The 25,562-nt window shown below is 68.5% G+C and carries 23 protein-coding genes, 7 pseudogenes and 1 riboswitch; of the genes and pseudogenes, 14 read left to right on the top strand and 16 right to left on the bottom strand.

The genetic code is table 11. The annotated features are described in order from the left end of the window. Positions 1–126 precede the first annotated feature (126 nt). Positions 127–234: riboswitch (SAM riboswitch) on the bottom strand. Between the two features lie 265 nt (positions 235–499). The 5 genes and pseudogenes from ADL29_RS12175 (at position 500) to ADL29_RS12165 (ending at position 5,205) form a co-directional block, all read left to right on the top strand. Then, positions 500–1,178, top strand: a pseudogene (locus ADL29_RS12175) (GntR family transcriptional regulator). A 62-nt stretch (positions 1,179–1,240) separates the two neighbouring features. Beyond that, a pseudogene (locus ADL29_RS44065) lies at positions 1,241–1,387 on the top strand (4Fe-4S dicluster domain-containing protein); the annotation flags it as partial. Continuing rightward, positions 1,353–1,547: pseudogene (locus tag ADL29_RS45125) on the top strand (ABC transporter substrate-binding protein); the annotation flags it as partial. The pseudogenes ADL29_RS44065 and ADL29_RS45125, both read left to right, overlap by 35 nt. Before the next feature lie 527 nt (positions 1,548–2,074). Then, on the top strand, positions 2,075–3,751 hold the full coding sequence (locus ADL29_RS12170) for an NAD(P)/FAD-dependent oxidoreductase (protein ID WP_053923683.1): 1,677 nt from the start codon (positions 2,075–2,077) through the stop codon (positions 3,749–3,751). Next, complete coding sequence (locus ADL29_RS12165; protein WP_053923682.1) at positions 3,748–5,205, top strand: ATP-binding protein; 1,458 nt, start codon at positions 3,748–3,750, stop codon at positions 5,203–5,205. Before ADL29_RS12170 ends, ADL29_RS12165 begins: the two co-directional genes overlap by 4 nt. A 103-nt stretch (positions 5,206–5,308) precedes the next feature. Here ADL29_RS12165 and ADL29_RS46825 read toward each other — a convergent pair whose 3' ends face one another. The 7 genes and pseudogenes from ADL29_RS46825 to ADL29_RS12135 all read right to left on the bottom strand — a co-directional run bounded on the left by ADL29_RS46825 (position 5,309) and on the right by ADL29_RS12135 (position 11,893). Beyond that, on the bottom strand, positions 5,309–5,662 hold the full coding sequence (locus ADL29_RS46825) for a hypothetical protein (protein ID WP_470622140.1): 354 nt from the start codon (positions 5,660–5,662) through the stop codon (positions 5,309–5,311). 84 nt (positions 5,663–5,746) lie between these two features. Then, a pseudogene (locus tag ADL29_RS46820) lies at positions 5,747–6,325 on the bottom strand (GMC family oxidoreductase N-terminal domain-containing protein); the annotation flags it as partial. 1,007 nt (positions 6,326–7,332) lie between these two features. After that, complete coding sequence (locus tag ADL29_RS12155; protein ID WP_053923681.1) at positions 7,333–8,733, bottom strand: carotenoid oxygenase family protein; 1,401 nt, start codon at positions 8,731–8,733, stop codon at positions 7,333–7,335. Next, positions 8,730–9,365 (bottom strand): TetR/AcrR family transcriptional regulator, encoded by a 636-nt coding sequence (locus tag ADL29_RS12150; protein WP_053923680.1) that lies wholly within the window; start codon positions 9,363–9,365, stop codon positions 8,730–8,732. The genes ADL29_RS12155 and ADL29_RS12150 overlap by 4 nt, the downstream gene beginning before the upstream one ends. Before the next feature lie 157 nt (positions 9,366–9,522). Next, positions 9,523–9,714: a hypothetical protein gene (locus ADL29_RS12145; protein ID WP_157878471.1), complete on the bottom strand. Its 192-nt coding sequence runs from the start codon at positions 9,712–9,714 to the stop codon at positions 9,523–9,525. A 99-nt stretch (positions 9,715–9,813) separates the two neighbouring features. Further along, positions 9,814–10,086 (bottom strand): annotated as a pseudogene (locus ADL29_RS12140) (transposase); the annotation flags it as partial. Positions 10,087–10,519: 433 nt separating this feature from the next. Next, positions 10,520–11,893 (bottom strand): alpha/beta hydrolase family protein, encoded by a 1,374-nt coding sequence (locus ADL29_RS12135; RefSeq protein WP_245689342.1) that lies wholly within the window; start codon positions 11,891–11,893, stop codon positions 10,520–10,522. A 325-nt stretch (positions 11,894–12,218) separates the two neighbouring features. Here ADL29_RS12135 and ADL29_RS12130 point away from each other — a divergent pair, with 325 nt between their 5' ends. Beyond that, a complete protein-coding gene (locus ADL29_RS12130) occupies positions 12,219–12,665 on the top strand; it encodes a hypothetical protein (protein ID WP_053923676.1) in 447 nt (148 codons plus the stop codon). A 12-nt stretch (positions 12,666–12,677) separates the two neighbouring features. On the opposite strand, the gene ADL29_RS12125 is transcribed toward ADL29_RS12130, so the two are convergent. The 3 genes from ADL29_RS12125 to ADL29_RS12120 form a co-directional block, all read right to left on the bottom strand. Further along, a complete protein-coding gene (locus ADL29_RS12125; RefSeq protein WP_211274299.1) occupies positions 12,678–13,184 on the bottom strand; it encodes a YkvA family protein in 507 nt (168 codons plus the stop codon). After that, complete coding sequence (locus ADL29_RS44510) at positions 13,169–13,528, bottom strand: hypothetical protein (protein ID WP_211274298.1); 360 nt, start codon at positions 13,526–13,528, stop codon at positions 13,169–13,171. Before ADL29_RS44510 ends, ADL29_RS12125 begins: the two co-directional genes overlap by 16 nt. A gap of 244 nt (positions 13,529–13,772) precedes the next feature. Next, positions 13,773–14,498 (bottom strand): TetR/AcrR family transcriptional regulator, encoded by a 726-nt coding sequence (locus tag ADL29_RS12120; RefSeq protein ID WP_053923675.1) that lies wholly within the window; start codon positions 14,496–14,498, stop codon positions 13,773–13,775. 95 nt (positions 14,499–14,593) lie between these two features. Between ADL29_RS12120 and ADL29_RS12115 the strand changes: the two genes are divergently transcribed. Genes ADL29_RS12115 through ADL29_RS12105 form a run of 3 tightly spaced genes read left to right on the top strand, consistent with a single transcriptional unit; the run spans position 14,594 to position 16,946 of the window. After that, positions 14,594–14,944: a darcynin family protein gene (locus ADL29_RS12115; RefSeq protein ID WP_053923674.1), complete on the top strand. Its 351-nt coding sequence runs from the start codon at positions 14,594–14,596 to the stop codon at positions 14,942–14,944. Continuing rightward, positions 14,941–15,387 carry a COX15/CtaA family protein gene (locus tag ADL29_RS12110; RefSeq protein ID WP_053923673.1) on the top strand — a complete coding sequence of 149 codons (447 nt, stop codon included), beginning with the start codon at positions 14,941–14,943 and terminating at the stop codon, positions 15,385–15,387. Before ADL29_RS12115 ends, ADL29_RS12110 begins: the two co-directional genes overlap by 4 nt. An 11-nt stretch (positions 15,388–15,398) precedes the next feature. After that, positions 15,399–16,946 carry a multicopper oxidase family protein gene (locus ADL29_RS12105; RefSeq protein WP_053923672.1) on the top strand — a complete coding sequence of 516 codons (1,548 nt, stop codon included), beginning with the start codon at positions 15,399–15,401 and terminating at the stop codon, positions 16,944–16,946. Between the two features lie 196 nt (positions 16,947–17,142). On the opposite strand, the gene ADL29_RS12100 is transcribed toward ADL29_RS12105, so the two are convergent. Together ADL29_RS12100 and ADL29_RS46545 are read right to left on the bottom strand one after the other, a co-directional pair. After that, positions 17,143–17,715 carry a hypothetical protein gene (locus tag ADL29_RS12100; RefSeq protein ID WP_053923671.1) on the bottom strand — a complete coding sequence of 191 codons (573 nt, stop codon included), beginning with the start codon at positions 17,713–17,715 and terminating at the stop codon, positions 17,143–17,145. A gap of 271 nt (positions 17,716–17,986) precedes the next feature. Next, positions 17,987–18,895 (bottom strand): ferredoxin reductase domain-containing protein, encoded by a 909-nt coding sequence (locus tag ADL29_RS46545; protein ID WP_425424228.1) that lies wholly within the window; start codon positions 18,893–18,895, stop codon positions 17,987–17,989. Positions 18,896–19,046: 151 nt separating this feature from the next. Between ADL29_RS46545 and ADL29_RS12090 the strand changes: the two genes are divergently transcribed. Then, positions 19,047–19,649: a hypothetical protein gene (locus tag ADL29_RS12090; protein ID WP_053923669.1), complete on the top strand. Its 603-nt coding sequence runs from the start codon at positions 19,047–19,049 to the stop codon at positions 19,647–19,649. A 196-nt stretch (positions 19,650–19,845) separates the two neighbouring features. On the opposite strand, the pseudogene ADL29_RS46250 reads toward ADL29_RS12090, so the two are convergent. Then, positions 19,846–20,111 (bottom strand): annotated as a pseudogene (locus tag ADL29_RS46250) (Tn3 family transposase); the annotation flags it as partial. Between the two features lie 155 nt (positions 20,112–20,266). Between ADL29_RS46250 and ADL29_RS12080 the strand changes: the two are divergent. Then, on the top strand, positions 20,267–20,863 hold the full coding sequence (locus tag ADL29_RS12080; RefSeq protein WP_053923667.1) for a DinB family protein: 597 nt from the start codon (positions 20,267–20,269) through the stop codon (positions 20,861–20,863). Positions 20,864–21,131: 268 nt separating this feature from the next. On the opposite strand, the pseudogene ADL29_RS12075 reads toward ADL29_RS12080, so the two are convergent. After that, a pseudogene (locus tag ADL29_RS12075) lies at positions 21,132–21,754 on the bottom strand (DinB family protein). Positions 21,755–22,323: 569 nt separating this feature from the next. Between ADL29_RS12075 and ADL29_RS12070 the strand changes: the two are divergent. Next, on the top strand, positions 22,324–22,545 hold the full coding sequence (locus tag ADL29_RS12070; RefSeq protein WP_053923666.1) for a DUF305 domain-containing protein: 222 nt from the start codon (positions 22,324–22,326) through the stop codon (positions 22,543–22,545). 108 nt (positions 22,546–22,653) lie between these two features. Here ADL29_RS12070 and ADL29_RS12065 read toward each other — a convergent pair whose 3' ends face one another. After that, entirely contained in the window at positions 22,654–23,496 is an 843-nt protein-coding gene (locus tag ADL29_RS12065; protein ID WP_342671153.1) for a methyltransferase domain-containing protein, read from the bottom strand. On the opposite strand from ADL29_RS12065, the gene ADL29_RS12060 reads away from it, so the two are divergent. Next, complete coding sequence (locus ADL29_RS12060) at positions 23,495–23,908, top strand: MerR family transcriptional regulator (RefSeq protein ID WP_245689340.1); 414 nt, start codon at positions 23,495–23,497, stop codon at positions 23,906–23,908. The two genes, ADL29_RS12065 and ADL29_RS12060, sit on opposite strands and share 2 nt — an antisense overlap. Positions 23,909–23,950: 42 nt before the next feature. On the opposite strand, the gene ADL29_RS12055 is transcribed toward ADL29_RS12060, so the two are convergent. Beyond that, a complete protein-coding gene (locus tag ADL29_RS12055) occupies positions 23,951–24,799 on the bottom strand; it encodes a class I SAM-dependent methyltransferase (protein WP_053923664.1) in 849 nt (282 codons plus the stop codon). 136 nt (positions 24,800–24,935) lie between these two features. On the opposite strand from ADL29_RS12055, the gene ADL29_RS12050 reads away from it, so the two are divergent. Continuing rightward, on the top strand, positions 24,936–25,544 hold the full coding sequence (locus ADL29_RS12050; RefSeq protein WP_053923663.1) for a TetR/AcrR family transcriptional regulator: 609 nt from the start codon (positions 24,936–24,938) through the stop codon (positions 25,542–25,544). The last annotated feature ends 18 nt before the right edge of the window (positions 25,545–25,562 follow it).

Here is a 25,562-nt window from a genome sequence, read left to right as displayed (position 1 = left end):
GCGCTGTTGACGCGGAGTAGATCGACCGAACGGTTCGCGCACAGCAACAGGCAGCCGCGGCGCCGCCATGCGGCCGTCCCGAAAGCTGCGTACATTCCGTCACCGTCACCGTTCCGGCCCCTGAGGGCCTCGCGCTTACCGAAAGTCTCCGGCCCGGTCGTCACCTGGGGCACCCCACCGCGGCGCGAGGGTTGCCGGTCAGCAAGCCAGGGCTTGTCGCTGACACTCATGACCGATCTGCGGCGTAAGTTAGACAGACCTCGGACATGGTTGTCAAAGCCTGCCCGACCTGTGGGATGACAAAACGGGTCGGGGTGAACCTGGTGAGATGCCGACGAGTCCCGGCGTGGACCGGAATCGCTGCCGATTCGCGCGTCCGGTGTGGCGGATCTCCCTCAGAAATGCGCAGCCACGCAGTCACAGCCCCGCCGTGGCAATACGACATGGCGTAATACTCCGGCAACACACCTGGTCGGCAAACGCGGTTACGGTCCCTGCCATGCCTTCCACCCAACGCCGCCGCCAACAGCAGGGAGCCGACCCGACGAGCCCGACCACAGCCGCCGCGCGGCGCCGGCGGCTGCGCGCGGACCAGGCACGGCAGCTCGCGGATCTGCTACGGCACCAAGTGCTGGGCGGGGCGTTCCCGGACGTCGCGCTGCCGCACGAGTCGGCCCTCTGCGCCGATTACCTGGCCAGCCGCAACACCGTGCGCCACGCGCTGGATCTGCTGCGGCAGGGTCAGCAATGAGGTCCGCACCGTCGGGCCAGTCGTGGCTCCCGCCTGTGTGGCAGAGCGGCTGGGCGTGCCGGACGGCAGCAAGGTGCTGTACGTGGAGCGGCTGCGGCGGCTCCACGGGCTGCCGCTGTCGCTGGACCTCACCTACATACCGCTGGACATCGGCGTGCGGCTGCTCGGCGCCGACCTGGAGAACACCGACATCTTCCGGCTGCTGGAGGAACTCACCGGGCAGCCGCTCGGCACCGCCGAGATCACCCTGGAGGCGGTCAACGCCGACGCGCACTCTGCGGCCATGCTGCGGGCGCCGCGCGGTGCGGCGGTGCTGATGCTGGAGCGGCTGACGCATCTGGCCGATGGCCGGCCCGTCGACCTCGAGTTCATCCGGTTCCGCGGTGACCGCATCACCATGCGGGGGCTTCTGCACCGCTCGCTCTGATCCGCCCGACCCGCCCGATGCAGTCCTCAAGGGGCCCATGGCGCTGGTGCCGCAGCGAGCCGATGTGCCCGCTCGACTCGCTCGCCATCAACCCCGACACCGACAAGGCGTGTATGCACATCGCCGAGTACTGGTACTGCGGACCGTGCGCCGCGCACTGTCCCACGGATGCGGTCCCTGCTGCGCTTCCTCGGCTACTTCGAATGTGAGCTACGCGCGCTCGGCAAGTGGGGGGGCGGCCCACGAGATGACGTGGCAGGACTACGCCACCGGTGCGCCCATCACCGCCCAGATGGCCGCCGGAAAGCGGGAAAGGTGGATATCGGCTCGATGGGCAACTTCCTACTGCTGATCAGCGCGGCACGCGGGAAGCTGTCACCGACGGGACACAAGCGACTGCACTCGGTTCACCGCGGCGATGGAGGCGATACGAGTGGCGCGCAGCGGCCCAGGGCGGCCGCGATCCCGACCCGCCCAGGTGGCTGGGTGACAAGGCCTCCGGCGAAGGTCGTGCGGCGCCCGCCGTGGCTGCTGCACCGGAGCCCGGTTGCAGGTCCGGCAGCTGATCACCGCAATCCAACAGGGCACGCCGAGGAGCTGACCAGCCCTGGCGGCATGATGCTCGACAATGCCGCGCCGCTGAAGCCGTTCGCCGAGGGGGCGCGGGCCGGCAGAGTCAGTGGCGCAACGAGGTGGATGCAGCCGCACGACGAGCACCGTCACGCCGTCGCGCGGCTGAAGCGTCCCCGGCAGCTACCGACAGCGAGCCGCCCGCCTGATCTTGCATCGCCAAGCATGATGAGCGCCCATAAAATGGGGATTGCTGGCGCACTGGCGTGCCAGACAGGCACGTGAAGTCGGTGCGGAAGAGCGATCGACTCGGGGACGGGGTGCCTATGGATCCGGCCGCCGGTCCGGAGCGGGCCGTCATCCTGACTGTGGACGACGACCCGGGCGTGTCGCGTGCTGTCGCCCGCGATCTGCGGCGACGCTACGGTGCGTCGTACCGCATCGTGCGCGCGGAGTCCGGCGAGTCCGCCCTTGCCGCCCTGCGCGAGCTGAAGCTGCGTGGCGGCCCCGTCGCGGTGATCGTGGCCGACTACCGGATGCCGAAGATGAACGGCGTCGAGTTCCTCGAGCAAGCCCTCGACATTCACCCCGACGCCCGGCGAGTGCTGCTGACCGCGTACGCGGACACCAACGCGGCCATCGACGCGATCAACGTCGTCGACCTCGACCACTACCTGCTCAAGCCCTGGGAGCCACCCGAGGAGAAGCTCTACCCCGTCCTCGACGACCTCCTGCAGGCCTGGAGGGCCACCGACCACCGGCCAGTGGCCGTCACCAAGATCGTCGGACACCGCTGGTCGGCACGTTCGTCGGCCGTGCGGGAGTTCCTGGCCCGCAACCAGGTGCCGTACCGCTGGTACTCGTCCGACGAACCGGAAGGCCGACGGCTGCTGTGCGCCGCGGGCCAGGAAGGCCTACGGCTCCCGCTGGTGATCACTCCGGACGGCACGGCTCTCATCGAGCCCGAGGACCAGGAGCTCGCCGCCCGGGTCGGCCTCGCGACGACCCCGGCCACCGACTTCTACGACCTGGTCATCATCGGCGGCGGACCGGCCGGTTTGGGTGCGGCGGTGTACGGGGCCTCCGAGGGCCTGCGGACCGTCCTCGTGGAACGCTCCGCGACCGGAGGCCAGGCGGGCCAGAGCTCGCGCATCGAGAACTATCTCGGCTTTCCGGACGGAGTGTCCGGAGCACAGCTCACCGACCGGGCCCGGCGGCAGGCTGCGAAGTTCGGTGCCGAGATACTGACCGCGCGCGAGGTCACCGGGCTGGAGGTCAACGGCGCGTCGCGCGTCGTCCGCTTCTCGGACGGCTCCGCTGTCGCCGCGCACGCCGTGATTCTCGCGACCGGTGTGTCGTACCGGCAACTGGATGCACCCCACGTGACCGAGTTGACCGGCTGCGGAGTGTTCTACGGCTCGGCCCTGACGGAAGCGGCTGCGTGCCAAGGCCATGACGTGTACATCGTCGGAGGCGCGAACTCCGCGGGCCAGGCCGCGATATACCTGGCCCGGAGCGCCAAGTCGGTCACCATACTGGTGCGTAAGCCGTCCTTGTCCACGTCGATGTCGCACTACCTCGTCCAGCAGGTCGAGGAGACGGCCACGATCTCCGTGCGCACCAACACGGTCGTCGCCGCCGCCCACGGCTCGCGCCAACTGGAACAGATCACCCTCCGCGACACAGCGAACGGCCACACCGAACTCGTGGATGCCCAGTGGATGTTCGTCTTCATCGGCGCGGCCCCGCTGACCGACTGGCTGGAAGGCACGGTGCTCCGGGACTCCCGCGGGTTCATCCTGACCGGCCCCGACCTCACCGCGGACGGGCGCCCGCCGGCCGACTGGGAGTTGGACCGACCGCCCTACCACTTGGAAACAAACGTCCCGGGCGTGTTCGTGGCCGGAGACGCCCGCGCCGAATCCGCCAAGCGTGTCGCTTCCGCGGTAGGAGAGGGAGCCATGGCGGTCATGCTCGCCCACCGGTATCTGGAGCAGTCATGAACGGCCGTCCGATGCCCTGCAATCGGGAGGAACTCGGCTCGCTGTTCCTTTTCGAGAAGCTGGCCCCCGGCCAACTTGCCCGGCTCTGCCGCGAAGGCCGCGTGGAGGAGTTCGAGCCCGGACCCGTGTACGGGGAGGGCGACGCCGCCACGTGCTTCTACGTGTTGCTCGAAGGGACCATCGTTCTCTCGCGCCGGATCGGGGACTACGACGTGGAGATCAACCGCAGCTCCAGCCGCGGGGTGTACGCGGGAGCCTTCCAGGCCTACCTGGGTGACCGCCTGCGGCAGGTGTACAACAGTTCCCTGCGCGTCATCGAGCCCTCACGCTTCTTCGTACTCCCCGCGGAAACCTTCGCCGCAATCATGCACGAGTGGTTTCCCATGGCCGTGCACCTGTTGGAAGGCCTCTTCTTCGGCACCAAAAGCGCCCAGGAGGCCGTCGGCCAGCGAGAACGGCTCCTGGCTCTCGGATCACTGTCCGCAGGGCTGACCCATGAGCTGAACAACCCCGCCACCGCGGCCGTGCGCGCCACGTCCGCGCTCCGCGAGCGGGTTGCAGGAATGCGCCACAAGCTCGGCATCCTCGCGGCACGCCCGTACCGGCGCGACAGCCTGGAGGCGCTCATCGACGTCCAGGAACGCACGGCGGAGCGCGTCGCCAAGGCCGCCACCCTGAGCCCGCTGGAAGCCTCGGACCGGGAGGACACCATCTCCGACTGGCTGGACGACCACGGCATCGGCGACGGATGGCAGCTCGCGCCGGCCTTCGTACAGGCCGGCCTCGACACCGACTGGCTGGACCAGATCGCCGCAACCGTGGACAGAGACACCCTCGAAGGTGCCGTGCGGTGGCTCAACTGCACCGTCGAAACCGAGCTGTTGATGAACGAGATCGAGGAGTCGACCAGCCGCGTCTCGGCCCTCGTCACCGCGGCCAAGCAGTACTCGCAACTCGATCGAGCGCCCTACCAGGTCGTCAATGTGCATGAACTGCTCGACAGCACCCTGCTGATGGTCTCCGCGAAGATCGGCCCCCACATCACCGTCGTCAAGGACTACGACCGCAGCCTGCCGAAGATCCCGGCCTACCCCAGCGAGCTCAACCAGGTATGGACGAATCTGATCGACAACGCCGTCTCGGCGATGAACAGCACGGGTGCCGACGGCACGTTGACCATACGCACCGCGCGCGAGGGAGACCATCTGCTCGTCGAGTTCTGCGACACCGGCCCAGGAGTCCCCGCGGAGATTCGCGACCGCGTCTTCGACCCGTTCTTCACCACCAAACCGGTGGGTGAAGGTACAGGTCTCGGCCTGGACATCTCGTGGCGCATCGTCGTCAACAAACACAACGGGGACCTGCGGTTCCACTCCGTCCCCGGTGACACCCGCTTCCAGGTACGCCTCCCGCTGGCCTCCTCCGACCCCCATCCCCCACAAGAGCCCTCATGAGTTCCCCGAACGGAATCGACCTCTCAGCCACACCCAGCGGAACCGGATGCGTCGAGTGCGACGCTGCCGGCCTTCGGGCAGGTCGGCCCCGGAGCAAGGAGGGTCAGGTCCGCTGGGGCGCTCGGATGCCGCGGAACTCCCAGTCGCCTCCCAGGGCGGTGGACAGGACCTCTTCGGAGGCGGTGGGCTGGGCCCCGCAATTGGACGGCTGGTTCTGGTCGTGGGTCCACCGGAGCTTCACCGCGTCGGTCGCCCGGTCGTAGGCGAAGCTGCCGCGCTCGAGGTTCCGGGTGATGGCCAGGTAGAGGCTGATCCAGTGTTCCAGGCCCATCGGCAGCGGGGCGATCTCGGCGAACACAGGCGTGGTCGGGTTCGCCGAGTCGTCGATGGCCATGACGGGAATCGTGGACTGACACTCGCCGGTGGTGTCCCATACATGGTTGGCTCGCGCGGTCATGACATTGCCGTTCGTGCCCCAACCCAGGCCCACCTCGACGGGCAGGTCGGGGAGCGCGCCCGCCTCCCGGGCGCGCAGCAGGAGTTCCGTGGTGCCGAGGCTGCCCGCGCCGAGGAAGAGGTGACGACAGCCGATCTCCCGAGTGGCGATGACCCGGCCTGTCTCGTCGGTCCGGTCCACGGTGAGGACATGGCCGCCGTCCGGTTCCTGCCGGATCGCGCGGACGCGGTGGAGGGTCTCGATGGTGACCTCGCCTGTGCCGAGGGCGGCAGCCAGGTAGGTGCGGTCCAGGCTCCGCTTGCCGTGGTTGTTGCCGTAGATCACCTCACCGGCGAGCGCCGACTTGATGACCTCCCTCGCTTCTTCGCGCCGCATGTACGAGAAGTCGTAGACGCCCGGCACGAAGGTCGTGCGCAGGCCTGCCCGGTGGGCGTGGGTGCGGGAGACCCGGGCGAACCGGTACCACTTGGTGCTCTCGAACCAGTCCGGGGCAACGGTGTTGACGCCCAGCATCCGGTGGGCGAGCGGGAAGTACCGGTCATACATCTCGGCCGCGTCGACCTGCGGAAGAACCTTGGAGAAGTACGCACGGGCCGGGGTGACAGCCATGCCGCCGTTGACCAGCGATCCGCCGCCGACGCCGCGTCCGACGTACACGGACATGGCGTCGAAGCGGACCCGGTCGAGGACCCCGGGGTACGGGGTGATGTCGCGGTTGACGACGTCCAGCCACAGGAATGTCGCAAGCGGTGCCTCCGTCCGGGCCCGGAACCACATGGACCGGCGGTCGGGGACACGCATCGGGCAGAACACCTTGCCGTCCTCGGCCGGCTGGTTCCACAGGCGGCCCCTCTCCGGGACGAGGGTCCGGCCCACGCCGCCACCGAGGGACGGCCGCTCGTCGGCGAGCTGGGATGTTCATGGGCCGGGGCATCCGGGAGCTCGGATACTGGTCACATGCGTATGCGCCTTCCTACGACGGCGGGGCATGAGGGGGTGCGGCGGCGGTTGCGGCACAGACGGGCGGTGGCCCGGTGCCAGTGCCTCTGACGCGGGAACGGTTCAGCGTGTGCCGGCCTGGGCAGTGGCAGGCCGGCACCCACAGCTGGTGAGTCGGAGGTCACCGGCGAAGTCCGGAGCGGGCGGCTACCCGGCTACGTGGGCGGGCGACAACTGAAGCGCACCAACGCGAAGACGTCAGCCAGGTCGCGCCGGACGCCATCGCTGGGCGCTCTCCAAGCCGGCCCGCGCAATCTCCACAACCGCCAGGCCCGTGACGAAGTCACCGAAGCGCCGTAGATCGAGAGGGCTGCAATCCTGACCACGCAAGCAACTATCACCCATTACCCGAAGCCCCTCCCACCCCACTTCGCTCCTTTCGCGCGGCGGAGTTGGTCGCTTGATGAGGTGCCGCCGGTCTGGATGCGGCCGGCGCGGGACCGGAGGCCGCTTCGGCGAGCAGACGGCGGCGGGTAGCCGCCGGCTGGACGGTTGCAGCGGAGAGCGAAGCCTTGTCGCCGCAGTCACGTACGTGGGCGGGTACGCGGGCAGGTACGCCTCAGACGACGCCGCAGCCTCATCCGGCAGCTACAAGCGGCTCCCAGGCGACCTACGACCCCTCATTCCGGAGCGCTACGGCCAGGCCGGGCAGCCGGGACGGCGGTCCCCATTCACCGGTCTTCCCCCGGAACCCAGCTCCCGTGCAGACCCAACGGCACCCGCACCGGCAGGTGGATCCGGGCGAGCGGTGCGCCGCTGAAGTCCTGTGCAGGGAGGATCACCAGGTCGGTTGCGGACCGCTCCGGGTTGAAGACGTACGCCATGACGTACCCGTCATCCTCCGCCGCCGGCGACTCCGCCGCGACGAACACCCCCTCCCCCACGGCCGCGTCCCGCCCGAACTCGTGCGCCTCCGTCGTTCCCCGGCGCAGATCGTGTTTGAGCAGCGCATTGCTGAACCCCTCGTCCGGCCGGTCGTCTTCCGGGCCGGCGGGTGGGGCGTAGAGCTCGACCGCTGCGGCGTAGCCGTACCGGTAAGGGCGGCCCGTATAGCCGGAGTTGAGGCGGGGGAATTCCTGGACCCGGTCATCGAGGCGTTCTTCCCGGACCGTCCCCGCCGTCAGGTCGATCGTCCACCGGTCCAGCGTGGGCCTGCTGGACCCGACGTCCCTGATGTCGAACCCTTCGGGATGCCGGATCACGTCGACGACGATGTCACAACCCCCCGTGCCCGACCCGCGCAGGTCCTCGTGCGGCCTCTCGTACGCGTTGAGGGTGTGCCCCACCAGGCTCGGTGTGAGCCCGAACCAGCGCACCTCGCCACCCTCGCGCGGCAGTACCCCCACGCGCGCCCCACGGCGGTCATCCCAGGTGAACGGCACCCCGGTGGACAGATGCGCGGGGCTGAACACCACGGGTGAGTCGAAGAGCAGCACGTAGTGGTCGGTCAGCGCGAAGTCGTGCATGTACGGGTTGCCGGGGACCGGGATGGTGGTGGTCCGCCGCACCGTGCCGGAGTCGTTCATCACGATGTGCTGGACGTTGTCGGAGCCGTAGCGGAAGGCGAGCGAGTGCAGTTCGCGGGAGCGCGGGTCGAAGAGCGAGTGGGCGTTGGCGCTGTACCCCTCCGGGGTCGCCCCTAAGGCGCAGGGCCCCACCGTCTCCAGCTCGTAGGTGAGTTCGTAGGGGCGGATGCCGCCCTCGATGAGTGCGAAGGTACTGCCCGCAAAGCCCACGACCTGCACGTTCGGCGAGATGTCCAACTGTTCGTCGATCGGGGTGCCGCGGCGCGGCTCGCCAAGGTGGTCGGCGACCGTGCTGGAACGGACCCAGCGGTTGCGGTACCACTCGGCGCGCCCGTCCCGTATGCGCACCCCGTGGACCATGCCCGCGCCGAGGGTCCAGATGTGCGCGGCGGCGTCCTCGATGCCCAGTGGGTTGGGGCCGTTGCGGAGATAGCGGCCGTTGAGATGGGTCGGAATCCGCCCGGTCACGGGCAGGTCGTAGGCGGTGACTTCCTCGGTGACCGGGGCGAAATTCCCCGACAGGTAGCGGTTGCGTGTGGTGGTCATGTTCCTTGCCCTTCGTTCTTCGACTCGTGCTGGGTGCTGAACGCCCGTGCCACGGCCGCCATCAGCGCGTCATAGCGCCGACCACCGTCCTCCGGCGTGAAATGTCCGGCGATCTCCAAACTCACCGCGCCGTGCGATGCCGCCCAGAAGATCTTTGACATCTCACGGGCATCGCCAGGCTGGAAGATCCCGGCCTCCATGCAGGCGGCCACGGCAGCGGCCGAGGTGTCGAAGGCGGTCTCGGCGATGGCGAGTGCCTCCGCGCTCGGCCGGAAGCCCGGTACGGTCTGCTCGAACATGACCCGGTAGTAGGCCGGTTCGGCGAGCGCATGCTCCCGATAGGCCGCCCCGAGATGGGTGAGATGCGTCAACGGGTCTTCCGTACGCGGTACTTGTTCCTGAACCCGGCGCAGCCGCGCGAAGCCCTCCCGGTACAGCGCATCGATCAGTCCTTCCTTGCCACCGAACATGGTGTAGAGGACCTTGGTCGAGGAACCGATGTCGGCGGCGATCCGCCGCATGGTCAACGCGGCGGGCCCGTCCGTGACCAGCAGGTTGATGGCGCAATCGAGGATCGTGGTGCGCACGGCGTCCTGGCCGGCCCGTAGCGCGTCTTGATAGAGCGTGCTCATGAGTAACACTGTAGCGCATCGGTAACAACGTTACCGGGGCCGTGTCTGGTTGGCCTACCTTGCAGGTGCGGCGTTCGGCAATGTCCGCACGACCGGTGGGCCCATACGGCCATCCCGTACGGGCCGGTGCGGCAACAGGCACCTGTCGGTAAGGGACCTACTCGGCCAAGTCCGCGCTGAGCGTGGTGCGCGGGACGCTCACCACCGCGTCATAGGAGTCCAAGGCGGGCGCCGGCGGGAAGAAGTCGTCGTCCATGCGGATGCGGGTCGGCTCCGGCGAACCGTGTCGTCGGGCGCGCGTGCGCAGTGCGCGGGTCTCGCCCATCGCCGGCGCTTCCGGCACACCCACGAACAGGGCCTCCACGCTGTCAGGCGGTGCCTGAGGAGCATCCGCAGCGGACTGGCGCGTCCCCGCCGGAAGCGGAGCACCGGCAGGGCTTCGCCGCCCCTATGCCGGAGGTTCTGCGGCTGCAGGCCGGATCAGGTTGAAGACCTCTCGGGTGGCATAGCGCTTGAGGCAACGGATGATCTCGCGTCGGGCCTTGCCCTCCTTGATGCGGCGCGCGGGGTAGTCCTGGGTGCGCGGGTCGAAGCGCAGCCGGGTCTGCACGATGCGGTAGACGGCGGCGTTGGCCTGCCGATCACCACCACGGTTGAGTCGACGGCAACTGCGGCCGCCCGAGGAGTACTCGACAGGGCTGACCCCGCACAGCGCGACGAACGACGTCCGGACGGCCCCGACGACCGCAGGGCCTGCTCCCCGCCGCTCTTCCACTTCTCGTGCCAGACATGCACCGCCTGCCGGGAAGCACCCAACCGCCGGGCAACCTCCGCCTGATGTGCTCCCTCTTCGAACCACTCGGCTGCCTGCAACCAAGAACGTCTCCCGATACAGACGCCCCTCCCGTGTCAGCCCCGGCTCCTCCATATCCACGGGATAGCGCAACCAGACACCGCGTCAACCCAAAATCAAGCCTCAGTAGCCTCGCGCTTTCGCAAGGTGACCTGTCCGAAGGCTGATCAAAAACGTGGAAAGTGCTCTTGAACTGCAACGATAGGAATTGCTGAGGGCCCTGTTGTCTGCACGGGAAGAAGCACTTCCCAGGTGAACCAGGCAGAAAATAGCTCGGGCACGACGGTGACCTCCAGCCAGTTCAGCGTATGAAGTCGACCTCTGGGTAATGGTGTGAGGGGCCGTCGAGCAGGTGGCTGTGCCGATGGCGCAGGTGCTTGTCGAAGAAGGCGGCGACGTAGGTGCGCTGGACCTCGATGGAGCGATTGGGGTCGATCGTGCCGAGTGCCTGCTGCATCACTTCCGGGGTTATCCCGAATGCGCCCGGCGCCTGGGGGAACAGGACCTGGTTGTCGACGAAGGAGTTGTGCCCGGAGCCGCGCAGCTTCAGGTCGAGCCGCTCTCCGTGCAGGTTCTTCCACAGCCGCCTCCAGCTCTGGTCGCTGTTGCGGTTGTGGTGCTCGGAACTGAACAGCATGTACGGGCGGTCGAGCGGCTTGTCGGCCGACGAGCCGAAGAGCTGGCCGTCCAGGTTCACGCCGGCGTCGATCCTGGAGTCCGCGTGCATGGCAGCGGCCACCGATCCTCCACCGAGGGAAGCGCCGAACATCCCTACGTGTTTTGTGCTCGCGGCCTGGGTCAGCCCGTGGGGTAGCGGCTTGTGTTCCACATCCGGGTTGTGGCCGCGGGCGATCTCGGCCAGCTGGTCGATGACGAAGTGGGTGTCCGCCGCCCGGACATCGATCAAGTCGCGCGACTTGGTGCCTGGCGGCAGCATGCTCACCTCATGTCGCCCGTCGGGGAACGCCACGTCGCCGGTGTCGTGGGTGTGGTCGATGGTGACGACCAGGTAGCCGCGGCTGGCCAGGTCCTGAACCAGTGCGGTACCCGTCGCCCGGTTCCCGCGCCCACCGGGCGAGTACAGCAGCACCGGCAGCTTGCCGGCCTTGCGGGCAACCGGGGCGCCGGTGTGCCCGGCGGTGGTGGGCAGGGTCACCCCGCCCGGCAGCACCTGCTGACTGTTGGGGAGGAGCGCGGCGGGGTAGCGGGAGGTGTGCGTAGCCGGGTACCACAGCGAGACCATCAGCTCGCGCTGCTGTCCGGGCACCCATGGATCCATGCGTTTCGCGTCGCGCAGATGAAGGTCGACCGTCCCGACGCCATAGCGCCCGGTCGGGGCGGGCAGCGTCAGCTGGCCCGGGGCTGGGGCTGGGGTCGCGTCCGGGGGCGCTGGGGTCGCCTCCGGGGGCGCCGCCTGACCCGGGGCTGGGGCCGCCTGACCCGGCGGGACGTGCGCCTCGTCGTCCAAGGCCGCGGCTTGCGCCGCGTCCAAGGCTGCCTGGTGCGGGGCTTGCGCCGCGTCGTCCAGAGCCGCCGCCGCGGTGACGGGCGTACCGGTGCCCTTCCCGGCGGCGGCAGCCGACCCGACTCCGGCACCCAGGATGACGGCCAGCGCTCCAGTGGTGCTGGCGACCCGGGCGCGCAACCGGTTGTGGCGCCTTCGTGCGTGTTTCATGGGCAGCCCCCTCCGTGGTGGCAATCGCCACATGACCGGCGATCGGCTGGCGATCATCGTAAACACAGATTGCCGTGTCCGCGCCAACCTCCCGTATTGCGCAAGGAGTTCTTGCCCCAGGAATTGGAGAGATGGGCGCTGCCGGCGATCCAGAAAAAACGGCGTCGACTTCGCGCTCCGTTCGTTGCCGGGCCAAGCTCCGCCGAACCCCGACTGACCAGCCACTTCGACCGTCCCGCGACAACCCGCACCACACAAACACGCAGTCTCCGTCAGCGAACTGACGTCGCCCCATGAACGATAGAGGCTAGCGCAGACGGCCCGCGTGATCGTCCCTAAGCTCGCCGACCAGGTCGCAGGCTGGGACCTGCTCAGCCAGACCATCGACGGACTCACCTCACGTATCGCCCTGCGCGACCCGAGCGCCAACTCCCACCCCGGCAAGGAACCCTTGGCCAAGCTCATCGGATCGGGCCACCACGCAACCCCCGTCCCAGGCGATCTGCCGCCCGTGGCGAGCAAGTGGGTGGAGTCAACGTTCCTCCAACTGCGCGCCGGACAGTTCCACTTCAACCGCATCGCCGTCGTGGACTTCAGCCAGGTCTGCGACGCCATCAACCCCCAGGGCAGCGGCAGCTCCGCCGACAACGACAAGAAGCCCCTCGCCCTGTCAGCAGGCGTACACCTCGGACGGACAGGTTCACGAGGTCTACGGTCACACCACATAGCGGTGAAGATTCGGCGCTGTGAAGCTCTGAAGGTCACCACTTAACGATCTTGCTCATCAATCGGTCGAGTGGCGCAACATAGAGAACGCAGGTGTCGTAGGTCCGTTCGGCGTGCGTTCACGCATGTAGCTCAAAGGGGAGCGACCTTTCGGGTGCGTCTCGGGGTGAGCCCCGCGCACGGTGCGGCGGACCAACCGGGGCCGGGGGGCGGCCCGGTGAAGTCCGGTCAGGCAGGCCAGGGCGGCGAAGCCGTCGTCGGTGCCGGTCCAGTGAGCCTGGACCGCCTCGATACCGGCCAGGCGCACGACGGAGCGTAGGACGAACGCAACGATGATGGCGTCGTCTGCGTAGCCGATCACGGGCAGGAAGTCAGGGACCAGGTCGATCGGCAGGGCCAGATCGACCGTCAGCAGGCCGAGCCGAACACGTACGCCCCGTGGGAGCGTCTTGTCGGCGGCGAGGCGGCGCAGCAGCCGCACCAGATCCGGCAGCAGGCGTACGGCTTCGGAGAGCAGGGCGCCCTTGGGGCGGATCAGCAGCAGCGCGATCAGCAGGCCAGCCATGCGGCGAGCAGGCCCGCGCCGATCGCGATCAGTACGTCCCACCGCATGGGGTGCTCCGATTCACTCGACGGTGCGCAGCCGCGACGATGCCGGTGGCGCGTTCGCGGACGGCCTGTGGGCCGGTCGCCGGCCTGTGCGGCGCCCGTACCGAGGCGAGCGGCCGTGCCACCTGGCGCCGTACCGGTTCGCGATCCGGCAGCAGGCAACACCGGCTGCTGCAAGTACAGCGCGCCCAGCGAGCGCAGCTTGCGCCACACCCGTACCCGGGTCGCCGTCGAGGCGTCGGTCGTGCTCACGGATACCAGCAGCAACCGCGCCCCGCCCACCACCGTCTCGGCAGTCATGTAACGACCGTAACGTCTGAAGTGAAACGCAGACTACGGGCAGCCGTCATGGTGTGGCCGCCCACCCGCACCGCCACGAAGGACCTGCGGTCCAGCCGCTGCCAGTCGCGTCTGCCTACGCGTCCACTGAGCCACCGACGTCACCGCCGGGTTCGCCCTCGGCGTCGCGGCCACCATCACTCTGGCCACCGCCGACCTCGGGTACGGCATCCGGGCCCGCGGCCGGGACCGGGACGGACTGGCCTCATGAACCGGGGCTTGGCTCTCCCAGTGTCGTGAGGATGTCGCGGACGGTGTGGTCGAAGAGCGGCCCGGGGTCGGTCAGGGCGAAGTCGAGGTGGCCGAAGACCTCCACGGCCACGGCACCGTACAGGCGGGCCCAGCAGGAGACGAAGACGTAGATGACCTCCAGGGGCACGGGTTCGCCGTCGAGGTGCTCGCGCACCTCCTCCAACTGGACGGTCCAGGCCGGGTCCAGGCCAGTCGGCGGCTGGATGCTTCCACGGCGCCACAGCTGGACCATCAGCTCCAGGAGGATGCCGCCGAAGCGCCAGCTGGGGTCGTGGGCGGCGGCTCCGGGTGCGGTGTCGGCGTCCGTGAGCGGTTTGGCGAACAGCAGCCCGAACTCCTGGGGATGCTCGAGTGCCCAGCGGCGCAGTTCGCGGCACGCTGCGCCCAGTTGTCGCCCCGGTTCGGAGGCCGGGTGGCGGTCGCGTGCCGCCGCCAGGGTTGCGGCCAGCTCGTCGTAGAGGGACGAGGTCAGTGCCTGGATCAGGTCCCGGTGGGCGGCGTAGTAGCGGTAGAGGCCAGGCGCCGTCATGTTCATCTCGCGGGCGATGGCCCGCAGCGTGACGGCGGCCGGTCCTTCCTCGACCAGCAGTCGCCGGCCGGTGCGCAGGATCTCGGCCAGCGCCTCTTCGCGGACGCGGTGACGACGCCTGCCCGTGGAGGTTCCCGGAGTGCTCGGCACAGTGGCCCGCCTGCCTTCTGCTTGACAAAGTTAACGCCTATAACTTTACCTTCTCCCAAAAGTTAACGGCGTTAGCAATCTCTTCGGGGAGCCTCATGAAGTACGGCATCGTCCTCACCTACACAGTCACCCCGCGGTGGCTGGCGCTCTCGCGCGAGGAGCGCAACGCGATGCGCACGGCGCATCTGGAGCCGGTCTTCACCGCCTACGCGGACCGGGTGACGGCCCGGTTCTTCGACGCCGAGGCATTCACCGGACGGATCTCGGACTTCGCCGTACTGGAGACCGACGACCTGGGCGCGTACTACTTCCTCGTCGAGGCCCTGCGCGACACCCCCGTCATCAGCAAGGGCTACCTCACCTTCGCCGACATCTTCCTGGGCGTCGAAGACGGCTTCCAGGCGTACGAGCAGGCCGCCCTGTCGCACGGGGCCGGATCCCGGTGACCGCACGCGACGATGACGAGCGGCTCGATCGATACCAGCGGCCGTGGCCGATGAGGCTGATGCGGGGCACGGCCGCGCTGCTGCTCCTGGACACGCTCGTACAGGCGGTCCTGGCCGGCCTGTTCGTCACCGGGGACCTCGACCTGCTGGCCTGGCACGCGGCCAACGCCGGCGTGCTGAGCGCGCTCACGGTCATCCAGACCGTGCTCGCGGTGGTGGTGTGGCGTCGGCTGCGCGGACCCGGCTGGCCCGCGGCCGCCAGCGCGGCGCTTGTCGGGCTGGTGAGTGTGCAGCAAGGCTTGGGTGAGGCGCGGGTGCTGGCCGGGCACATGCCTGTGGGCATGGCGATCTTCGGCTGCGCGACGGCCCTGACGTACTGGGCGTTCACCGCGCGCATCCAGCCAGCGGTACAGGTGGGCCGGTCCGTGGGGGTGGCCGAGTGAGAGCCCCCGGCGTGAGTCGGCGCGGATTCCTGGGACTGGCCGCCGGTGCCGGTGCGGCGGTGACGGTGGGCGCAGCCGGCTGGTCCTGTCTCGCCGGGGCGTCGACCGGGCGGGTGCTGGCCGGCAGAGGGCCGTTGCCCAAGCCGTTCGGCGTTACGCTGCCGGTACCGCCCGTCGCCCGACCGGTGCGCAGCGAGCGGGGCGCGGACATCTACGACGTCGAGCAGCGCGAGGGCCGCGTCGAGATCCTGCCCGGCCGGAAGACCACGGTGTGGGGGTACGAGGGGATCTTCCCCGGGCCGACCTTTGCCGCTCGCTCGGGGCGAACGACCGTGCTTCAGGTGCGCAACAACCTCACCGTCCCCACCGTCACGCATCTGCACGGTGGCGTCACCCCGCCGGAATCCGACGGGTACCCCACTGACCTTCTGTTGCCCGCAGACCGCTGCTCACCCGGCCAGGCACACAAGGCACACAACGACATGACGGCCCGCCACGGCGGTCGGCTGGCCGTCGGTTACCGCCGATACGAGTACCCGCTGCCGCAACGCGCCGCGACCCTCTGGTACCACGACCACCGCATGGACTTCAGCGCCCCACAGGTCTGGCGCGGCCTGGCCGGCTTCTTCCTCATCGCCGACGAGGAAGAGGACCGGCTCCCGCTGCCCGGCGGCAACCGCGACATCCCGCTGATGCTGTGCGACCGGTCCTTCGAGGAAGACGGCTCCTTCCGCTACCCCGCCCACAGCCACCACGCCTTCCCCGACGGAGTACTCGGCGACGTCCAACTCGTCAACGGCGCGCCCTGGCCCGTCCTGGAGGTGTCCGCCACCCGCTACCGCTTCCGCCTCCTCAACGCCTCCAACGCCCGCCGCTACCGACTCCGCCTGGACACTGAAGGGGGCAGGCCCGGGCGGTTCGTCCAGATCGGCAGCGACGGCGGACTGCTGGCCGCTCCCAGGCCGCTCGCCACGTTCGACATGGCGCCCGGCGAACGGTTCGACGTGGTCCTCGACTTCGCCGACCACCCCGTCGGCAGCCGGATCACGCTGCGCAACACGGCAGGCGAAGGAGACATGCGTAACGTCATGCGTTTCCACGTGGTGCGCAGGGGCAGGGACGACAGCCGCATACCGGCCCGCCTCTCCCCCTCCTTCGAGCAGCTCACGCCGAGCTCGGCGATGCCCGTGCGGGTCTTCGACTTCCGCCGGACGAACGCCGGTCACGACGAACAGCAGATGTGGACCATCAACGGCCAACCGTTCAGCACCGATACGGTCTTGGCGTCCCCGCGGCTGGGGAGTATGGAGCGGTGGCGGTTCAGCAGCGACTTCCACCACCCCGTTCATGTGCACCTGGCCCAGTTCCAGGTCGTCGCCCGGGGCGGCAGGCCCCCGGCTGCCTGGGACGCCGGCTGGAAGGACACCGTGGATGTCCGCCCCTACGAGGTGGTGGAAGTCCTCGCGCGGTTCGCCGGGTACAAGGGGCGCTACATGCTGCACTGCCACAACCTCGAACACGAGGACATGGCCATGATGGCCAACTTCCAGGTCACCTGAGCTCGCTCAGGGGCGTGCCGCAGTGCCAGAAGCCCAGCAATCCGACGTCGACGAGCGAGGGACAGCCGATGCTCGCGGCGAAGGCGCGGACGGGCCTGGTGAAGGCGCACGGGGCGACGTGAGGTGCTGGGCGAGCGGGCATCGTCTCATGTGGTTCGTCTTCACCAGGCCGCAGCTATCTCTGTTCAGCAGGCAGCTACGAGGCCGGAAGGATGGAGAAGTTCGCCATCTTCCCGTGTGCTTCGGAGATACCCGTCAGGCAGGTGTTCGGGTTGGTGGCTTCGATGTTGTACTCGCCCGTGCCGCTGAACGTGCTCGACTGGAAGGTTCCCTGCGTGACGTCCCCAGCCCACGTGAACACACGGTTGCCATCAGCGCGTGGCAGAGCGCTGATCTTGCCTACGAGCTTGCTCGTCGAGGTCCTGGGGGGATTGACGTAGTTCCAGGTGTCGTCCTCCTCGAGACCTTGGGCGACCACGTTGCTGCCGATGCAGCTGGCGTTCGGCACCACTGTGGAGCCCTGGAACGATCCCGTCTCGATGTCCTTGTGGTTGGCGTCGGGTGACGTGCAGTTCTGGTAGCCGCCCGACCAATGGACGGTCACTGCGTGCGGGTCTCGGGTGATCGGCGGGGAGTAGGTGTAGTCGATGTTGCCTGTCAGGCACGTCAAGGTGCCTGGGTCGGCAAGGGGAGTGTCCTCCGCTGTCGCGGTGGCCGGTCCGGCGAGCCCGGCAAGAAGCAGGGTCGTCACCCCGAACGCGGCGCGCATAACCCGCATGTGGTTCCTTCCGCTTTTAGCACGGCACGTGTGGGAGGCATCACGCATCGTGTCGTCGAGGCGAGAGGGCGTCCAGGCGCATTTCGGCCACTTCTGCACCACTTGCAGAAGAAAGGTTTCGCCCGGCGTCGGGGCGGCCTGGACGTCGGCGGGCCCTGCAACACACGGGGGCAGCGTGCGCCCCGGAACCGACGCGAACGGCGTCCCGCCCGGACGAGCTGGGCCCCGGGGACTGGGCACCCCAACTACCCACGACGGAACGTCAGGACGCGATGGCGACTTGCCGACACGCGCCGTGGCCTGGCTGTGGTTGGCCGCAATTTTCAAGGACGGCCAACCCATCAGACCACCAACTTCTCCAACATGCCTCAGCCCTGGTCGAAGTCCAGGGTGACGCCGGGACCGGCGGCTCGGGTGCGGCAGGCCAGGGCGAAGCCGACTTCCGCTTCGGCTGGTTCGAGGTCGCTGGGGTCGCGGTGGATGGGGCCGCAGATGCCTTCCTGGCAGGAATGGTGGGGTGTGTGGTTGAGGTGAAGCGTTCGGAGTGGATGCGGGAGGAGTCCAGGCCCTGTTCGGTGAGGACCGAGCGCACGTCGGATGTCATGCCTTCCGGGCCGCAAAAGTACGCGTCGTCCACATCGGCGAGCCCCGTGCCCGGGTCGGTCGCGAGGGCGCGGAAGCCTGCGGCGTCGAGGCGGCCTTCGTGGTCGGCGATGCCCTCGGGCGTGGGGCGGCTGTGGACGTGGAGTACGCGGAGCCGCCCACTGAAGCCGTCACCGCGCTCCCCAGCGAGCGCTGCAGCTGGGGAGAATCTGGGGAGAACGAAGCCGCCTTGGGGAGCGCGTGGGGAGAATCGGCTGCGTAAGGCGGCATGAATCTGAAAGACCGTGAAAGGCGGATATCCGCAGGCCAGACAGGCACTGAGCCACAAACCTACCCTCTTCACCACCCCACGCCTCAAGAGGTCTTCATCCGGCGTGGTACGGACGGCGGGTACAGCACGGACCCCGCGTTCACTCGCCACGCTATTGGCCTCCCCGCTGACCTGGGCTAACGTCAGCCCGACCGCCCGGTCCCGCTTCCACCGCCGCATGCTCTCGGGATGGATCCCCAGCTTCCGTGCGATCTCGGCATGAGGGTGTCCCAGCTTGAACAGCTCGACCGCCCGCATACGCCGGGCCTCGGCCAACTGCGGTCGCGTCAAAGGAGGAACGGGGGCTTCTGAAGCCACAGACCCAGACTTGAAAGACACGGCAAGATACTCCCACCGACGAGCCCACCACACCCACTGAACTGACGAAAGCCTCAGTAGGATCGTTGTCATGGGGGCAGACATCGACGGCGTGATCGAGACGCGTGAGTCCGGCGGTGGCTGGGAGACCGAGGCCGATCTCCTGGACTTCGAGCTCGGACGGGAGCGTGATGCCTGGGAGTTCCTCTTCGGCTTCGGCGGGGGTGTTGGTGTGGAACGGCCGCTGTTCGACCGGCGGGGGCTTCCGGACGACGTCTCGAAGCCTGTTGTCGAAACGGGCAGGGAAGAGTGGCAGCACAGCCACTCGTACGCCCTGTGGGCCGAGGTCGCGGCGGTCGACTGGGACGTACCTGTAGGCAACTGCCCCGACTACACCCGCGTCGGGGTGTGGCGACCGGGCCCCGGCGGTGAGCTCGCCCTGGACGACGTGGTCCCGGTGCCCATCGAGGTCCTCGACGCGGCGGAGGAGCTCTTCGACGAGGACCTGATGCCGTCGGAATGGCCACCGGGTGGCGAGGTCCGTCTGAACGGCGCCGTGTACCGCCCGGTGATTCTCACGCCCCGTATGTTCGCCCCGCCGGACGGAAGTTGGGGACCGGTATGGACGGCAATGCGCGAACTGGCGGTCGTGTACGGGGGCGAGAACGTCCGCCTGGTGGTCTGGTTCGGCTGATCCGGGCAGGAACCGGAAGACAGGCTGTCCGAGTTCGCATAAGGTCTCCTTGCTTTGAGCGGTCAGGATGGTCGCGGCCGGCGTCGCGCCCACACAGCGCAGCTGCAGATCGCCGGGCCCCGTACCCCAGACGTGCACCCGCCCCGGAAGCTGCGATACTCCTTCATCACGACCCGATAGGCGCCCTGACGCGGCGTCATGCGCCGGTGCCCTCGACGTCCTCGTCGAGGTGGACGGTCGCCGGGTCACGCAGTGGGCGCAGACCCTCGCGTGGCGGGCGGGCGGCCGGGCGGCGAAGCTGTAGCGGCCCAGGCAGTTGAGGTTGGCGTGCTTCAGCGGGGAGACCCTGGCCACGTCCTCGTCCAGGACGTCATGCTCCCGCTCCTCGGGCGGCAGGGCCCGCAGGTGTTCGATGGCGGCGTCGAGGTAGCGGGTCGTCCAGAACACGGCGGCATTGAGGACTGGCTGTGTCACTTGCGCGGGGAGTCGTTTCGAGGTGACTTGGAGGGTCGTTTCGAGGTGACTTCGGGAGTCGTTTGACGGCGACAGGCAAGATCAATGTCAGTGGCTTTTGATGTCACTGCCGACTGTCAGTGCCGGGTGGAAGACTGCGCAGCATGATCGAACCGAATCCGAAAGCGGACCTTCTCCGGTACTTGCAAGAGGCGCGTGACGCCCTGGTGTGGAAGCTCGATGGGCTCTCGGAGTACGACATCCGACGCCCGCTGACCTCCACGGGCACCAACCTATTGGGTCTGGTCAAGCATGTCGCCGGCGTGGAACTGGGGTACTTCGGCGACACGTTCGGACGGCCGTTCTTCGACGAGGAGCCGCCACCCTGGTGGTATACCGAGGAGTCAGAACCCAACTCGGACATGTGGGCCACTGCAGACGAATCACGGGACCAGATCGTTGGGCTGTACCGCCAGGCGTGGGAACACTCCAACAACACGATCGCGACGCTGACCCTTGACGCGATCGGTCACGTCCCGTGGTGGCCTGAGGAACGCCGAGAGGTGACGCTGCACCACATCCTGGTGCGCGTGATCTCCGATACGCAGCGGCATGCCGGCCACGCCGACATCGTGCGAGAGCTCATCGACGGATCCGTCGGATCCTTGCAGGGCAAGGACAACATGCCACCAGAGGATCAGGCGTGGTGGGAGAACCACCGGAACCGACTGGAGCGTGTGGCTCGGGAAGTCAACAGCTGATCTCGCCTCGCCCCGCTGCCGACCCCGCTGGCTCCGGGGTCGGCCGTGCGCCGCCGTTCAGCCGGCTGCGGTCTGCTCGGCCAGTCCGACGCCGTGATCACACCAGCCACGGCCAAGATCGTCGCATGTGCATGAGCGGCTCCACTGCCCGCTCCGGACGCGAGGTCGCTTCCTGGGGCACGGGAGGCAGAACACTTCGGCTTCGCACGGTTCTTTCCGTGAAACGAGACCTGGCTGCCGCGCCGTGTAAGCCGCTGGGTGACGAGGGTCAGCGCGGTCGGGCGCGGTAGAGGTCACGCAACAGGGCGATCTCGGCCCCGTGGTGCAGCAATTCCTGGTTGACCCACCACACGATGTCGATGAACGGCTCCTCCGAGTCGCTGCCGTGCGGGGAGGTGCAGTACCCCACGGTGTCGAGCGCGGCGTCGTCGACGCTCAGCAGCGCCTTCCGCCAGGCCGCGGCACCGGCGTCGAAGGCCGCGACCGCCCCTGCGGAGTCCCTACTGACGGGGTAGTCGTCCCGGGTCAGCGCGTGTCCGCCGACGGTGTGGTCGGCGCGCAGTGCCAGCATTTCGCTGAGGTGGCTCAGGCGCCACGCGATGGTGGTGTGAAGGGCGGCGGCCAGGGATGCGGGTCGGAGGCGGCGTCGCGTCCCCAGTCGCCGGTGCCGGCCAGGAAAGTCGCGCGCGGTCCTGGCCCGTCCACGCGTTGCCGTACCGACCAGCAGTCAGGCACCGGTTCCCAGAGGTATTCCTCGTCGGTCATGGGGCCAACCTCGGTGTCCGCCCCATCGCCGCTGTCCATGACCGGTCCTGTCATGCGGTCGGCGAGACGTTCGCGTGTGAAGTCGAACTGCTCCAGCAGTGGAGACAGGCGGGATGGTGTCGTCATCAGATACTCCTGTGTCGAACTGGTCCAGGGACGATCCGCCAGCCTGGCACAGCCAGCACTACGGCCACATCTCCCTTTCTGAGGACCCTCACCAGAGCTGACCGAAGAGACTCACCCGCCGGACTGCGTGTCAGCGAACGACACCGCGGGGTCTCGCCCAGCAGTTGCGGGAAAGCCCTTGGACGGCAAGATCAGCCCTTAGCGCCAACCGCTGTTCCGTTGTTCCCCGGGGCCGCTCTCCACTGCCGGATCAACCACGCCACCACGCAGGCGGACATCCCAAAAGAAACCACCCTCGTCAAGGCTAGGCACCGGCCAGCGACGACCGCATCACCGAACCCCTTGGCCTTGTCCCTGAGGGAAGGTTTCAGTGTCGCCGGCATAGGCACAGAGCCAGACGGAGGTCCCCTCATGGCATTCGTCGAAGGCGAGGGGTACCGCTGCCTGGACCTCAAGTGCGGCTGCGAGATCACCGTGACCAACCTGGGGCAAGCCGGAGTCGGCGTCGATGGATCACTGCATGCCCGGCATGCATCACGGCTCCGGCGGCTCGGGCATGGCTGGGGATCATGTCCGACAAGGACATGGCCGGTCTCAAGGCGTCCAAGGGCACGGACTGCGACAAGAAGTTCGCGACGATGATGACCGCGCACCACAACGGCGCCATCAGCATGGCCAGGGACGAGCGGAAGAACGGCCGCAACGCAGCCGCCAAGAAGCTCGCCGGCGCCATCATCAAGGGGCAGACCGCCGAGGTCGAGAAGTTCAAGAAGATCCTCGACCGGCTCTGACGCTCTGAGCGCGAACGGGCTCCGCTCCCTACCCATCCCGTTCGCCGGGTGCGGGCCTCTCCCGCGAGGCCCGGCACCTGGGGTCCCTGCTCGTCCAACGGCCGGCGATCAGGCCCTGGTCGCCGAGGCAACGAAGAGGGGAAGGGCGATGAACAGCCTGTCCGCACCGGCCCGGACCTGCTGTTCGGCAGCCCAGGAGCCTGCTGCCTCACGGCTGATCGCACCCGCCGCACACGCCGCTTCAGCGAATCCGGCCAGCATTGGCAGCATCACCTCGCCCGTGAACACCGCGGTGCGTACCTCAACGGCCACATCCTGGAACCCCCCATCAAGCAGCAGATTCCGATAGCGACGGGCAGTGCGAGGCCCCTTCGTCCGGTCGGCGCGAGCGTGGACGATGGTGCGGGTGAGCTCCGCGTCGTCGGAGTCGATGACGAAGGTGTCCCAGTCCTGGCCGATGAGCACGGCGCGTCCGCCAGGACGGAGGATGCGCCGCGCCTCTTCCAAGGCTCGGGTGGGGTCCTCCAGCTCGTGGTACATCTTCTCCGCGCGGTAGCCGTCCAACGCTCCGTCATCGAAGGGCAGTTCATACGCGCCCGCAACCCGGAACCCGGCCTCGGGCCAGCGCTTCCCCGCTATCTCGACCATCTGTGGGTCGACGTCCACCCCAGTGGCACGGGCGCCACGATCGGCCATCTCCGCGACGGCCCGCCCGGCGCCGCACCCGACGTCCACGATCCGTGCGCCAGGCCCTACCCCCAGCAAGGTGTAGGAGTCGAGCCGGAGTTCCTCCGCTCCCGGCAGGCGATCGACGACATCGAGAACGGCGATGAGCTCCTCGGCCGGACTGGACGCGCTGACTGCTTTCGCTTGTTCCTTGAACATGCGCATCAGGCTGCGACTTAATGCCGACATGAAGTCAAGCGACGAAACGCACCCATCCTCGACCATGACCATCGGCACGGTGGCGGAACGCTTCGGCCTGGCCACGCACGTGCTGCGGCACTGGGAGGCGATGGGGCTGCTCGTACCCGACCGCGACGGGAACGGTCATCGCCGGTACGGACAGGACGACCTGTTCCGAGTGGCCGCCATCCTGCGGGCCAAGGAGGCCGGACTCGGCCTGGAGGACATCCACGCAATGATCACCGCCGACGGACCCCTCAAGCGCCGGAAGGTCCTCAAGGAACAGCGCACGGCACTCGAGCAGGTAATGGCCGCGGCCCAGGCGCAACTGGAGCTGGTCCAGTGCGCGCTGGACTGCGATCACGACGACTTCACTACGTGCCCGCACTTTCGCCAAATGACTGCGGACACGATCGGCGTGCACGTACCACGGCACATCCCCGTGCACACGGCGTGACTCCGAGGGCCTACTGGCGACGGCCCGTGCGTGCAGGACCCCTCAGGCCGGGCGGTCCGCCGTGACCAGCCACGATGTGCTGCGCAGCCGGACCGTGCCATCCGCTGCCTCGTGGGTGCGCAGATGGTCCTCCAGCGTCCGGTGGGCGCGGGTCCGGGTCGTCGCGTCGACCTGCTCCATCAGGTGGCGGCCTGGGCCCGTGTCCAGCAGGAACTCCGCTGCTTCCCGGGCTCCGCGTCCCCAAGTCCCATACATTTCGGCCCGGTTGAGGGTTACGCCGGTGAATCCGGCTGCGGCGAGGACTTCGCGGATACGGCCCGGGGCGGCCAGTGAAAACATGCCGGGCAGCCCCGGTCGCCCGAAGTCACCGACCGGCAAGAGATCTCGTAGGGCCACCATCACCTCCACCCACCCATTGAGCGCGGCATCGGCCGGACAGACGAACGCCAGGCGCCCGCCGGGCCGCAGCGCCCGGCCGATGTTGGCGAACGCCGCGACGGGGTCGGCGAAGAACATCACCCCGTAGCGACTGACCGCCGAGTCGGACGCGCCCGCCTCGAAGGGGTGCACCTGGGCGTCCCCCTGCTCGAAGGCGACGTTGGCGATCCCCTCCCGCTCCGCGCGGGTACGCGCCTCGGCCAGCATCGGGCCGGACAGGTCGAGGCCCAGCGCACACCCTCGGGACGCCCTGAGTGCGGCGAGCCTCGTGGTCTGCCCGGAACCGCAGCCGATGTCGAGGACCCGATGGTCTTCGGTGATCCCGGCGGCGTCGAGCAGCGGCTCGTTGAAGCCATCGTTCACGGCGTTCCAGCGGTCCTGGTTGCGGGCCCAGTGGGTGCCTTCGGGCCCGTTCCATGCCTGCGCCTGCTCGGTGTTGACGAGGTCCAACACGGGTGCCTCCTGGGATGACAACGAAGAATGGGCGTGCGCCCAAATAGTATGGGCGCACGCCCATACTGGCAATCACCGCTAAGATTCACGGAGGATCCAGCCACCGACGACGACACCAGCAGCACGGGAGAGGCCCATGTCACCGCGCGGAGTGACGACGCCTGACGTACGTGAGCGGCTGTTCGCCGCCGCCGAGCGGGTCCTTGAGAAGGACGGGCCCGGCGCGCTGACCAGCCGGGCGATCACCACCGAGGCGGGCTGCGCCAAAGGACTGCTGCACGCGCACTTCGCGGGGCTCGACGAATTCGTGGCCGAGCTCTGCCTCGACAGGTTCGCGCGTACGGCCACGAAAGCACAGGCCCTGGTCGAGCTCACAGGGCAGGGCTCAGTGACAGCGAACCTCGACGCCGTCGCCCTCGCGCTGCTCGACTCCGGCGGCCCGGTCATCGCGAGCCTCGCCATGACCCGCCCCGCTGCCGCCCTGCGCATCAGCGAGGCTCTGGAGGGCGGGGCGCCCGGCTTCACCGCGATCCAGGAGGCCATCACCAGCTATCTGGAGGCCGAGCGCCGGCTTGGCCGAGTAGCGGATACCGTCGACCCGCCCACCGCGGCCCTCGCCATCGTCGGCACCGCTCACCACCTCCTGATGACCAGTTGGCCGGGCACACCCGAGCCACGGGCCCAGATCACACGCCTGGTGACCGTCCTGATGGGCTCACGGCCCGAAGAACGCCCGGCTCCCTGACCGGCGACACGGAGGCAC

Origin of the sequence: Streptomyces chattanoogensis (assembly GCF_001294335.1) — a bacterium.
Taxonomy (GTDB): Bacteria; Actinomycetota; Actinomycetes; order Streptomycetales; family Streptomycetaceae; genus Streptomyces; species Streptomyces chattanoogensis.
The sequence above is the reverse complement of the archived record's forward strand: the minus strand, read 5'-3'. Positions and strand labels throughout refer to the sequence as shown.

What these genes read in the sequence shown, in the direction of transcription:
- ADL29_RS12115 (WP_053923674.1), top strand. Translation starts at nt 14,594, where the DNA reads ATGAAGTACGGCATCGTCCTCACCTACACAGTCACCCCGCGGTGGCTG.
- ADL29_RS12060 (WP_245689340.1), top strand. Translation starts at nt 23,495, where the DNA reads ATGACCATCGGCACGGTGGCGGAACGCTTCGGCCTGGCCACGCACGTG.
- ADL29_RS12155 (WP_053923681.1), bottom strand. Translation starts at nt 8,733, where the DNA reads ATGACCACCACACGCAACCGCTACCTGTCGGGGAATTTCGCCCCGGTC.
- ADL29_RS12125 (WP_211274299.1), bottom strand. Translation starts at nt 13,184, where the DNA reads ATGGCTGGCCTGCTGATCGCGCTGCTGCTGATCCGCCCCAAGGGCGCC.
- ADL29_RS12050 (WP_053923663.1), top strand. Translation starts at nt 24,936, where the DNA reads ATGTCACCGCGCGGAGTGACGACGCCTGACGTACGTGAGCGGCTGTTC.
- ADL29_RS46545 (WP_425424228.1), bottom strand. Translation starts at nt 18,895, where the DNA reads ATGCGGGCGGTCGAGCTGTTCAAGCTGGGACACCCTCATGCCGAGATC.
- ADL29_RS12080 (WP_053923667.1), top strand. Translation starts at nt 20,267, where the DNA reads ATGATCGAACCGAATCCGAAAGCGGACCTTCTCCGGTACTTGCAAGAG.
- ADL29_RS12065 (WP_342671153.1), bottom strand. Translation starts at nt 23,496, where the DNA reads ATGGTCGAGGATGGGTGCGTTTCGTCGCTTGACTTCATGTCGGCATTA.
- ADL29_RS12135 (WP_245689342.1), bottom strand. Translation starts at nt 11,893, where the DNA reads ATGAAACACGCACGAAGGCGCCACAACCGGTTGCGCGCCCGGGTCGCC.
- ADL29_RS12100 (WP_053923671.1), bottom strand. Translation starts at nt 17,715, where the DNA reads ATGCGCGCCGCGTTCGGGGTGACGACCCTGCTTCTTGCCGGGCTCGCC.
- ADL29_RS12090 (WP_053923669.1), top strand. Translation starts at nt 19,047, where the DNA reads ATGGGGGCAGACATCGACGGCGTGATCGAGACGCGTGAGTCCGGCGGT.
- ADL29_RS46825 (WP_470622140.1), bottom strand. Translation starts at nt 5,662, where the DNA reads ATGACCGCGCGAGCCAACCATGTATGGGACACCACCGGCGAGTGTCAG.
- ADL29_RS12070 (WP_053923666.1), top strand. Translation starts at nt 22,324, where the DNA reads ATGTCCGACAAGGACATGGCCGGTCTCAAGGCGTCCAAGGGCACGGAC.
- ADL29_RS44510 (WP_211274298.1), bottom strand. Translation starts at nt 13,528, where the DNA reads ATGACTGCCGAGACGGTGGTGGGCGGGGCGCGGTTGCTGCTGGTATCC.
- ADL29_RS12150 (WP_053923680.1), bottom strand. Translation starts at nt 9,365, where the DNA reads ATGAGCACGCTCTATCAAGACGCGCTACGGGCCGGCCAGGACGCCGTG.
- ADL29_RS12170 (WP_053923683.1), top strand. Translation starts at nt 2,075, where the DNA reads ATGGATCCGGCCGCCGGTCCGGAGCGGGCCGTCATCCTGACTGTGGAC.
- ADL29_RS12165 (WP_053923682.1), top strand. Translation starts at nt 3,748, where the DNA reads ATGAACGGCCGTCCGATGCCCTGCAATCGGGAGGAACTCGGCTCGCTG.